This is a genomic window from uncultured Limnohabitans sp., from assembly GCF_937889215.1.
In the GTDB taxonomy this organism is placed as follows: Bacteria; Pseudomonadota; Gammaproteobacteria; order Burkholderiales; family Burkholderiaceae_C; genus Limnohabitans_A.
In genome coordinates this window covers 1-10,727 of sequence record NZ_CALBEX010000043.1, presented here as the reverse complement: position 1 = coordinate 10,727, position 10,727 = coordinate 1, and the positions used below count along the sequence as shown (strand labels likewise).

The following is a 10,727-nucleotide window of genomic DNA, read 5'->3' as shown; positions in this document are numbered from 1 at the left end:
TTGGCGGCGCAGGGATTTGCGGTGCTGGGGGCGTCCAGCGTTTGCGCTTTGGCCAATGTCTCGATCGAGGATTTGCAAGCGCTGCAACCGAGCTGGCATGCGCTACCGCCTGACCAACACCTCAAGGACGGTGGCCGTTACCGCCATCGTCGCCATGCCAGTTTTGAGGTGACCGGTGAACGGGTGCATGCCGTGCCGCACCGTGCCCACTGGCAACCGATGTCCTACAACGCTTTGCATGGTGGCATGCAGCGCTGGTTTGACCCCATGTTGCCCGAGGTGGTGCAACAACCGGCCTGGTCGGCACTGTTGCAATGCTTGGCCCGTGTGGCCTCTGCGGCGCAGGGCGAACAAACCTGGTACACCGAAGCGCATCAGTTTCGGATCGACACCACCGATGGCATTGGCCGCCCCACGCCCGAGGGTGCGCACCGCGATGGCGTGAACTGGGTGGCGGTATTTTTGGTGGGACGCCACGGCATCAAAGGCGGCGAAACTCGGGTGTTTGACATGGACACCCCGCAAGGCCAGCGTTTCACGTTGAGTGAACCTTGGTCTTTGCTGCTGATGGACGATACCCGCGTGATCCACGAGACCACACCCATTCAGCCCGAGCAAGACGGCGGCTGGCGTGACACCTTGGTGGTCACGCTGCGCTCGGGTGCTTTTATGGACGCGCCAGCGCCCTGATCAGTCTCTGAAGTTGTCAAAACTCAGGGGCAGCTCGGTCATGTCTTTGCGCAGCAAGGCCATGGCTTCTTGCAAATCATCGCGCTTGGCGCCCGTGACGCGCACCGCATCACCCTGAATGGACGCTTGCACCTTGATCTTGCTTTCCTTGATCAGCTTGGTGATCTTTTTGGCGTCTTCGGTCTCGATGCCGTTCTTGACCTTGATCACTTGCTTGACCTTGTCGCCGCCGATTTTCTCGACCTTGCCAATGTCCAGAAAGCGCACGTCCACAGTGCGTTTGGTCAGCTTGTTGCGCAGGATGTCTTCGACCTGCGTGAGTTGAAATTCGGCATCACCGAACATGGTGATCTCTTTGTCTTTGAGCTCGATCTTGGCCGATGTGCCTTTGAAGTCAAAGCGGGTGCCGATTTCTTTGGCAGAAGTGTCAACGGCGTTGCGCACTTCGGCCATGTTGGGTTCGCAAACAGTATCAAACGAGGGCATGGCTTTAAAAATCCGAGGTTGAGAATGCGACAATTCTCCCATGAACCTGGAGAAAAACGTTCCTTTGCAGCCGTACAACACCTTTGGTATCGCCGCCAAGGCGCTGGCGTTGGTGCGTGTGCGCTCCGAAACCGACCTGCTGGCCGTGCTGGCCGACCCCGCTTTGGCCACTTTGCCCCGTCAAGTGCTGGGCGGCGGCAGCAACATCGTTTTGACGGGTGACGTCAAGGCGTTGGTGCTCAAGATCGAAGTGCCCGGCATGCGTTTGGCGAGTGAGACGGACAAACACTGGGTGATTGAAGCGGGTGCAGGCGTTGACTGGCATGCGCTGGTGGCCTGGACGCTGGACCACGGTTACCCGGGCCTGGAAAACATGGCCCTGATTCCTGGTACGGTGGGCGCATCGCCCGTTCAGAACATCGGTGCTTATGGCGTGGAGTTGCAAGACCGTTTTGAGTCGCTGGATGCGATGGACTTGTTCACCGGCGAGCTGTTCAGCCTGAATGCGGCGCAATGCGGTTTCAGTTACCGCGATTCGGTGTTCAAACACCCATCAATCGGCTCTGGCGGTCCGGATGGCCTTGGCCTGGCGGGCAGGGCGGTGATCTTGCGGGTGCGCTTTGCGCTGCCCAAGCGCTGGAAGCCCGAGCTGGGTTATCTGGATTTGGAGCGCAAGATGGCCGAGACCGGCATCCACAACCCTGATGCGCGGCAGATTTTTGACTGGGTGGTGGCCATTCGCCGGGCCAAACTGCCTGACCCAGCAGTGATTGGCAACGCCGGCAGCTTCTTCAAGAACCCCACGGTGACGCCTGATCAATGCGCCGACATCATCGCCCGCGAGCCAAAGGTGGTGCACTACCCCATGCCCGACGGCAGCATCAAACTGGCCGCAGGCTGGCTGATCGACGCCTGCGGCTGGAAAGGCAAGACCGTCGGTCACGCTGGTGTTTATGAAAAGCAAGCGCTGGTGCTGGTCAATCGGGGTGGGCGCGAGAACCCCTGCACGGGCGGCGAGGTCATGACGCTGGCCAAAGCCATTCAGACCAGCGTGTACGAGCGCTTTGGGATTCGGCTGGAGCCTGAGCCTGTTGTGATTTGATTTTTGCGTTCTGGGGTTGTTCCGCGCCGGGTTGGGGCCTGAGCGGTCGGCCTCATCACTCGCTTCGCTCGCCAAATCGGCCGATCCGCTCAGGCCACAACCCAGCGCTAGGTCGGTGAAAACTTCAATACCCGCTTTTGTATCAACGGACGTAGCCTTGGTGCGCGTGCCTGTCGGACTCGCCGATTTGGCGAGCGAAGCGGGTTATTAGGCGAGCCGGTAGGCACGCGCGCCAAGGCGGAAAACCCCCACAAAGCAAGTTGATAGCGTAAAAAAAACGGCCCGAAGGCCGTTTTTCATTTAAAGCGACAAAAATCACTTTTTGCCGCTGCCCTCGAGTTTGTAGATGTGAGGCCCTTCGCCACCGACAACAAACCAGCGTGTGCGTAGATGCCCAGCTTGGCGCGTGTGTCCACGATGTCGAGGTTGCGCATGGTCAACTGGCCGATGCGGTCCAGCGGGCTGAACGGCGCGTCTTCTACTTTTTCCATTGACAAACGCTCTGGTGCATAAGTCAGGTTGGACGACTCGGTGTTCAGGATGCTGTAGTCGTTGCCACGGCGCAGCTCTAGCGTCACCGTGCCGGTCACGGCGCGGGCTACCCAGCGTTGGGCGGTTTCGCGCAACATGATGGACTGTGGGTCGAACCAGCGGCCTTGGTACAACAAGCGACCCAAGCGCAGGCCGTTGATGCGGTACTGCTCGATGGTGTCTTCGTTGTGAATGCCCGTCACCAAACGCTCGTAGGCGATGTGCAGCAGCGCCATGCCGGGGGCTTCGTAGATGCCGCGGCTCTTGGCTTCGATGATGCGGTTTTCGATCTGGTCGCTCATGCCCAGACCGTGGCGACCGCCGATTTCGTTGGCTTTGAGGAATAACTCGACCGGGTCGGCGTATTCCACACCGTTCAGGGCCACGGGCATGCCTTCTTCAAAGCGCACGCTCACTTCTTCAGCCTTGACTTCGACTTCGGGCTTCCAGAACGCCACGCCCATGATGGGGTTGACGATCTTCATGCCGCTTTGCAGGCTTTCCAGATCCTTGGCTTCGTGGGTCGCACCCAGCATGTTGCTGTCTGTGGAGTAGGCCTTTTCGGCGCTCATCTTGTAGCCAAAACCGTTGGCGGTCATGAAGGCGCTCATCTCGGCGCGGCCACCCAGCTCGTCGATGAACAGTTGGTCCAGCCAAGGCTTGTAGATTCTCAAGCTCGGGTTGGTCAGCAAACCATAGCGGTAGAAGCGCTCGATGTCGTTGCCTTTGAAGGTCGAGCCATCGCCCCAGATGTTGACGTCGTCTTGCTTCATGGCGGCCACGAGCATGGTGCCCGTGACGGCGCGGCCCAAGGGGGTGGTGTTGAAGTAGGTGATGCCACCGGTGCTGATGTGGAACGCGCCGCACTGAATGGCGGCAATGCCTTCGTACGCCAGCTGGGTGCGGCAGTCGACCAGACGGGCTTTTTCAGCGCCGTATTCCATCGCTTTGCGGGGGATTTCGTTGTAGTCCGACTCGTCAGGCTGGCCCAGGTTGGCGGTGTAGGCGTAGGGCAGGGCGCCCTTTTGCTTCATCCACAACAGGGCGGCAGAGGTGTCCAGGCCGCCCGAGAAGGCGATGCCGACTTTTTGCCCTTGGGGCAGATTTTGCAGAATGGTGCTCATGGGGTTCCGATCGGCCGTGGGTTCAGGCGTAGTGGCAGATGTAGTGGTAGGGCTCGGTCACGCGAATTTCAAATTTGGAGTTGGCCGGCACGCTGAATTCTTCGCCCGCGCTGGATTTGACCCATTCGTTGCTGCCATCGAGCTTGTATTCGCAATAGCCACCCACGCACTCCATGATTTCTGCGGCACCGGTGTTGAAGGTCAATGTGGCGGGCAAAACCACGCCGACCGACAGTTTGGTGCCATCGGGCAGGGTCAGGCCGTGGCTAACGCACTTGCCGTCAAAGTAAACATTGGCTTGGGTGTTGACGGAGACGCCGTCGATGGTTTGGGTGGTCATGGCAATACAGGCGAGGGTTGGCAGGCTGGGTCTGGCCCGCGAAAAAGCGCGGCCATCGGCCGCGCCCGTGTTTCAAACCCTTTATTTTAGGTCAACCGCCTCGGTGCCTGAGAGATCAGCGCCAGTGGGGGCGGTCTTCGCGGGCTTTGTGCTGGTGCCCGCGGGGCGCTCTGAGGCCACGCGGTAGCTCGGGTGCCGCACTGCTGGGCGGGGTGCACGCCATTGCAGGTCCACGTATGTGTAAATCGGGGGCTGCGTGCGGTAAGCCGTGGCCGGCAAATACACCACTTGGGGTGCAGTGTTGATGACGGTGGTGCGCTGCAAGGGTGGGAGGGCTTCGCTGCGCAAACCCTGAACCGATGGACTGATCTGAAGGCTGATGGTGGGGCCGGGGTCTTGCGGCAGTTGCACGTTGTAGCGTTTGCCGGCGTATTCGTAGACCACGTCGTCGCCCACCAGTCGGTTTTCATAGGCCGTATGGGTGCTGCAGGTGGTTGTGTTCTGTACGTAGGCTTGGCCTGTGCCCTCAATGCGGTCGCCGACCATGGCGCCACCCACGATGCCGATCATGGTGGCCAAAGCCCGGCCTGAGCCATCGCCTACGGCATTGCCCATGGCGCCGCCAGCGATAGCGCCCATCAAAGCCCCCCCGCCGGAGGAGGATTGCACCAACACTGGCGTGGGCGTGCAGGTCTGGCGCGGCACGGCCACTTGTTGGTAAACCGCGCTGCGCGAGAGCACTTGGCCGACTTCTTGCGCGTTGGCCACCAGGGGTGTCCAGGCCGCGGCGCCCAGCAGGGCGATGGTGATGACAAGCTGTTTCATGGCCGGCTTCCAAGTTGTTGAAGGTGAACCCAGTGTATGCAGTCCCATGTCAACAAGGGATGAGCTTCTTGTAAAGTTGGGTAACAGTGCGGCCGTTGTGATCAAGCTGGCCATTGGTTGGGAGTGAAGCCGACGGTGACTTGGCCCGAAGGCCAAGCAATGACTGGCCGTTTGATGGTGCTGGCTTGGGCCAGCATGACAGCTTTGGCACTGTCGCGGTCGGTCACGGCCGCTTGCACGGCCGCATCGAGCTTGCGCCAGGTGGTGCCTTTGCGATTGAGCAGGGTTTCCCAGCCCACCGCTGTCAGCCAGACGTCCACTTGTGCTTCGGGCACGCCTTGTTTTTTGAAATCGTGAAAGCTCGCGTGCAAGCCGTTGTCGGTCAACCAGGTTCGGGCTTTTTTGACGGTGTCGCAATTGGGAATGCCGTAAACAATGAGGTCCATGGGGCTTTGATGAAGTGGGAGGTGACGAGACTGCGCGACAATTGCCGCCCATGAATACTCTACAGGAATGGCTCGACTGGTGCGAGCAACTTCACCCCGTGGCCATTGACATGGGGCTGGACCGTGTGAAAACCGTGGCCGACCGCATGGCGCTGCGTTTTGACTGCCCGGTGATCACCGTGGCCGGCACCAATGGCAAGGGCTCTACCTGCGCCATGTTGGAGGCTGTGTTGCTGCAAGCGGGCTACCGTACAGGCGTTTACACCTCACCGCACCTGGTGCACTTCGAGGAGCGCTGCCGCCTGCACGGCGAATCGGCCTCGTCCGAAGCTTTTGCCCAGGCGTTTGCCGCTGTGGAGGCTGTGCGAGGCGATGTCAGCCTGACGTATTTTGAATTCAGCACCCTGGCCATCTTGCACCTGATGGCCCACGCCGAGTTGGACGCGGCCATTTTGGAGGTGGGTATGGGGGGCCGCTTGGACGCCGTCAACATCATTGATGCAGACTGCGCCGTGATCACCAGCATCGACATCGACCACACCGCCATTTTGGGCAAAGACCGCGAAAGCATTGGTTTGGAGAAGGCCGGCATCATGAGGGCCGGGCGTCCGGTGATTGTGAGCGACCCGGTTCCGCCGCAAAGCGTGTTGGACCATGCCGCCGCCGTGGGGGCTGAACTTTGGCAGTTTGGCCGGGACTTTAATTTTTCGGGTGACAAGCAGCAGTGGGCTTGGGCGGGGCGTGACCGCCGCTACAGTGGCATGGCCTATCCAGCTTTGCGTGGAGCGAACCAACTGATCAACGCCTCCGGCGTGCTGGCCGCGCTGGAAGCCTTGCGCCAGCGCATCCCCATCACGGCCCAAGCCGTTCGCAATGGACTGGCCATGGTGGAGTTGCCTGGGCGCTTTCAGATCGTGCCAGGGGAGCCAGTTTTGGTGCTGGATGTGGCACACAACCCCCATTCGGTGGCCGCATTGGCGGCCAACTTGGACGCCATGGGGTTTTATCCCACGACCCACGCTGTATTTGGGGCCATGGCGGACAAGGACTTGCTCCCCATGCTGAAAAAGGTCAATCCGATGATCGACCGTTGGTATTTCACCGATTTACCCGTGCCCCGCGCCGCCAAAGCGGCCGATTTGGAACAAGTCTGGCTGACGCAAAATACCCGCGCCGATGCCGCTGGCAGCGTGCATGCTGACCCCATGCAGGCCTTGCAAGCGGCCATCGGGGCGGCAGACCCGGCTGATAGAATCGTCGTCTTTGGCTCCTTCTATACCGTGGGCGGTGTTTTGCAAGACGGCATTCCGCGTCTTCAAGCCAAACACCTCAAGCCCTGAGCACTGCCATGGCGTTTTTTAAGTTCCGTTTTCCTGGTCAAGATGCCGCGTCATCGGCCTCGGCCGAGATGGCTGCCTCGGGGCCCGGTGAAAGCATCGAAGTTGTTCGCAGGCGTGCCCGACACCGTTTGATGGGTGCCGTGGTGCTGGTGCTGTTGGCTGTTGTTGGCTTTCCTTTGTTGTTCGACACCCAGCCGCGCCCCGTTGCGGTGGACACCCCCATTCTGATTCCCGATCGTCAAAAAGCGGGGCCATTGAGCGCCGCCGAGCCGGCTGAGCGTCTGGCCCCGGCCAAGCCCTTGCTGCCCGACGCCCGGCCTTTGCCTGCGCAGGCGGGGTTGGAGCCGAATGAAACTTTGATTCAGCCTCCGCCCGTGCTTGCAGAAACCGTGACCAAACCGGCAAAGCCAGCACCTCTACCCGACCTCAAACCCGCCGCAAGCAAATCCGACAAGTCCGAGGCCAGCGCAGCCGCAGCACAGGCCAAGACCCGGGCCAAGGCCAATGAAGATGGCAGCAAAGCCCGCGCCTTGCTCGAAGGCAAGTCACCTTCGTCCTCTAAGCCAGCCAGCAACGAGCGGCTCGTCGTTCAGGTCGGTGCCTTCACCGATCCTGCCAAAGTGCGCGAAGTGCGTCGCAAGCTGGAGCAAGCGGGCTTGGTCACGTTCACCCAAGTCATTGATGGCAAGGACGGCAAGTCCACCACACGCATTCGCGTGGGCCCTTTCAGCAGCCGTGAAGACGCAGAAAAAGCGGCGGCGCGCATTCGAAAACTCAGCTTTTCACCGGCTGTCTTGAGGCTCTGACGTGCAACTGTCCATCACCGACTGGGTCTTGCTGGGGGTTTTGCTGGCCTCCTTGCTGGTGGGACTCTGGCGCGGCTTGGTCTACGAAGTGCTGTCGCTGGCGGGCTGGGTTGGGGCTTTTATCCTGGCCCAGTGGCTGGCGGCAGATGTGGTGGCCTTCTTGCCTTTCCTGAAAGAAGCGGCGGCTCAGGTGAAGTACGCCCTGGCTTTCGCTTTGGTCTTTGTGGCGACATTGTTTGCAGCCGGTTTGCTGTCTTGGTTGGTCAAGAAATTGGTGGAAACCGTGGGTTTGCGCCCAGTCGACCGAGCCTTGGGCGGCATTTTTGGTTTGGCACGGGGCGTGGTTTTGTTGCTGGCCCTCACCGTGGTTTTGCAGCTCATGGGCTTGACGTCCGAAGCTTGGTGGCAAAACGCCACAGGCCCTGGCTGGTTGGACATGACGCTCAAGGGCCTGAAGCCTCTGTTGCCGCAAGAGTTGGTGGATTATTTACCCCGATGACATCGGGGTGGTTCGATTTTTTGAACGGATAAAAGCATATGTGTGGAATTGTCGGCGTTGTCAACAGCGCTCCGGTCAACCAGTTGATTTATGACGCCTTGTTGCTTTTGCAGCACCGTGGTCAAGATGCGGCTGGCATCGTCACTCAACTCGACCGCAAATTTTTCATGCACAAAGCCAAGGGCATGGTGCGTGACGTGTTTCGCACCCGCAACATGCGCAGCTTGCCCGGCAACTGCGGCTTGGGCCAGGTGCGCTACCCCACAGCGGGGAATGCCTTCAGCGAAGAAGAGGCTCAGCCTTTTTATGTGAATGCCCCCTTTGGCCTGGTGCTGGTGCACAACGGCAACCTGACCAACGCGCACGCGCTGAAGGCCGAGTTGTTCTTGAATGACCACCGGCACATCAACACCGAAAGCGACTCTGAAGTTTTGCTCAACGTGTTGGCCCACGAGCTGGAAAAAACCACGCGAGGCTTGCCGCTCAAGCCTGTCGATGTGTTTGAGGCTGTGCGTGGCGTGAACCGCCGTGTCCAGGGCTCTTATGCAGTGATCGCTTTGATTGCAGGCCACGGCCTGATCGCTTTTCGGGACCCGCATGGCATTCGCCCCTTGTGCATGGGGCGCAGCGAAGACGGCTCCATCATGCTGGCCAGCGAGTCGGTGGCGCTCGATGGCACGGCCCACCAATTCGAGCGCGACGTGGCCCCAGGCGAGGCTATTTTTATCGACCTTGAAGGGCAACTGCACGCGCAAGCGTGCAGCGACAAGGCGCAGCTGAGTCCCTGTATTTTTGAATACGTGTATCTGGCCCGGCCTGACTCCACCATGGATGGCATCTCGGTCTACCAAGCCCGCTTGAACCTGGGTGAATCATTGGCCAAGCGGGTCATTTCCACAGTGCCACCGAGTGACATCGACGTGGTGATCCCCATCCCTGAATCCAGCCGCCCCAGCGCCACCCAATTGGCCCACTTGTTGGGCCTTCCCTACCGCGAAGGTTTTGTGAAAAACCGTTACGTGGGTCGCACCTTCATCATGCCCGGCCAAGCCGTGCGCAAAAAATCGGTGCGCCAAAAGCTCAACACCATCGTCAGCGAGTTCAAGGGCCGCAATGTGTTGCTGGTCGATGACTCCATCGTGCGCGGCACCACCAGCCGAGAGATCGTGCAAATGGCGCGAGACGCGGGCGCTCGCAAGGTCTATATGGCCAGCGCTGCGCCACCAGTGCGTTATCCCAACGTGTACGGCATCGACATGCCGACCAAGGACGAACTGGTGGCCCATGGCCGCAGCATCGAAGAAATCCGCGACATCATTGGCTGCGACGCCCTGATCTACCAAGACGTGGATGCCATGAAGACCGCGGTAGCCCAGGCCCGAGTCAACGCCGCAGGGACGCTGTCCAATTTTGATGCCTCGTGCTTTGACGGTGTGTATGTCACCGGCGACATTTCGACCGATGACATCACGCGTTTGAACGAGACCCGACTCCAGGTGGAAGAGGGCGATGACGACAATTCGCGTTTGGCTTTGCCCAACGCCAGCGTGTGAGCCTCAACATGACCGAACCCTCCCGATTTGACGATTTGCACATCGAAACCCTGGCCGTACGGGCTGCGGTGGAGCGCAGCCAATACGGCGAAAACTCCGAAGCCCTGTACCTGACCAGTGGTTACGTGCAGCCTACAGCCGAGTCTGCCGCCCGACGTTTCGCAGGCGAAGAAGAAGGCTTCACCTATGGCCGCTACGGCAACCCCACGGTGAGCAGCATGGAAATGCGCTTGGCGGCCTTGGAGGGCACAGAAGCCGCCATGGGGACATCCTCGGGCATGTCTGCCATCTTGATGCTGTGCATGGGCCTCCTGAAGGCGGGCGACCATGTGGTGTGCTCGCGCTCCATGTTTGGCTCGACCATCAAATTGATCGGCACCGACTTGGCCAAGTTCGGTGTCGAGTCCAGCTTTGTATCGCAAACCGACTTGAAAGAGTGGCAAGCTGCCATTCGCCCCAGCACCCGATTGCTGTTGGCCGAAACACCCACCAACCCCCCTCACCGAGGTGTGTGACATCCAGGCGCTGGCCGACATCGCCCACAACGCAGGCGCTTTGTTTGCGCTGGACAACTGCTTTGCCACGCCCGCTTTGCAAAGACCCGCACTGATGGGGGCTGACATCATCACGCACTCGGGCACCAAGTATTTGGACGGACAAGGTCGCGTGATGGCGGGCGCGCTGTGCGCCCCGCAGCAGATGATCACCGAGAAGTTTTTACCCGTGCTCAAAAGCGGCGGCATGACACTGGCGCCTTTCAATGCTTGGGTCGTGCTCAAAGGCCTTGAGACGTTAGACCTGCGCATGCGGGCCCAATCTGCCCGTGCGCAAACTTTGGCCGAATGGCTGGAAAAGCACCCCGCAGTGGCCCGCGTGCATTACCCCGGTTTGGCCAGCCACCCGCAGCACGACTTGGCCATGCGCCAGATGTCGGGCTTGGGTGGTGCGGTGCTGTCTTTTGACGTGAAGGCCGATGGCCCTGAAC

The 10,727-nt window shown here is 60.1% G+C and carries 11 protein-coding genes and 1 pseudogene; 7 read left to right on the top strand and 5 right to left on the bottom strand.

Annotated features, from left to right (window positions below):
- Complete coding sequence (locus Q0341_RS01095; RefSeq protein WP_299509976.1) at positions 1-690, top strand: 2OG-Fe dioxygenase family protein; 690 nt, start codon at positions 1-3, stop codon at positions 688-690.
- Here Q0341_RS01095 and Q0341_RS01090 read toward each other — a convergent pair whose 3' ends face one another.
- Positions 691-1,176: a YajQ family cyclic di-GMP-binding protein gene (locus tag Q0341_RS01090; protein ID WP_299509975.1), complete on the bottom strand. Its 486-nt coding sequence runs from the start codon at positions 1,174-1,176 to the stop codon at positions 691-693. It abuts the gene before it with no gap.
- Between the two features lie 40 nt (positions 1,177-1,216).
- Here Q0341_RS01090 and murB point away from each other — a divergent pair, with 40 nt between their 5' ends.
- Positions 1,217-2,278, top strand: a complete 1,062-nt coding sequence (gene murB / locus Q0341_RS01085; RefSeq protein ID WP_299509974.1) for a UDP-N-acetylmuramate dehydrogenase — start codon at positions 1,217-1,219, stop codon at positions 2,276-2,278.
- Between the two features lie 296 nt (positions 2,279-2,574).
- Here the strand turns inward: murB and argG are convergent, their stop codons facing one another.
- The 4 genes from argG to Q0341_RS01065 form a co-directional block, all read right to left on the bottom strand.
- Positions 2,575-3,933 carry an argininosuccinate synthase gene (gene argG, locus Q0341_RS01080; protein ID WP_299509972.1) on the bottom strand — a complete coding sequence of 453 codons (1,359 nt, stop codon included), beginning with the start codon at positions 3,931-3,933 and terminating at the stop codon, positions 2,575-2,577.
- A 22-nt stretch (positions 3,934-3,955) separates the two neighbouring features.
- On the bottom strand, positions 3,956-4,273 hold the full coding sequence (locus Q0341_RS01075; RefSeq protein ID WP_299509970.1) for a pyrimidine/purine nucleoside phosphorylase: 318 nt from the start codon (positions 4,271-4,273) through the stop codon (positions 3,956-3,958).
- A gap of 81 nt (positions 4,274-4,354) precedes the next feature.
- Positions 4,355-5,098, bottom strand: a complete 744-nt coding sequence (locus tag Q0341_RS01070) for a glycine zipper 2TM domain-containing protein (protein ID WP_299509969.1) — start codon at positions 5,096-5,098, stop codon at positions 4,355-4,357.
- 101 nt (positions 5,099-5,199) lie between these two features.
- A complete protein-coding gene (locus Q0341_RS01065; protein WP_299509968.1) occupies positions 5,200-5,544 on the bottom strand; it encodes an arsenate reductase in 345 nt (114 codons plus the stop codon).
- 50 nt (positions 5,545-5,594) lie between these two features.
- On the opposite strand from Q0341_RS01065, the gene folC reads away from it, so the two are divergent.
- The 5 genes and pseudogenes from folC to Q0341_RS01040 form a co-directional block, all read left to right on the top strand.
- Entirely contained in the window at positions 5,595-6,884 is a 1,290-nt protein-coding gene (gene folC, locus Q0341_RS01060; RefSeq protein WP_299509967.1) for a bifunctional tetrahydrofolate synthase/dihydrofolate synthase, read from the top strand.
- Between the two features lie 8 nt (positions 6,885-6,892).
- Entirely contained in the window at positions 6,893-7,690 is a 798-nt protein-coding gene (locus tag Q0341_RS01055) for an SPOR domain-containing protein (RefSeq protein ID WP_299509966.1), read from the top strand.
- Between the two features lie 7 nt (positions 7,691-7,697).
- Entirely contained in the window at positions 7,698-8,189 is a 492-nt protein-coding gene (locus Q0341_RS01050; protein WP_299509977.1) for a CvpA family protein, read from the top strand.
- Positions 8,190-8,227: 38 nt separating this feature from the next.
- Complete coding sequence (gene purF / locus Q0341_RS01045; RefSeq protein ID WP_299509965.1) at positions 8,228-9,742, top strand: amidophosphoribosyltransferase; 1,515 nt, start codon at positions 8,228-8,230, stop codon at positions 9,740-9,742.
- A gap of 8 nt (positions 9,743-9,750) precedes the next feature.
- A pseudogene (locus Q0341_RS01040) lies at positions 9,751-10,727 on the top strand (aminotransferase class I/II-fold pyridoxal phosphate-dependent enzyme); the annotation flags it as partial.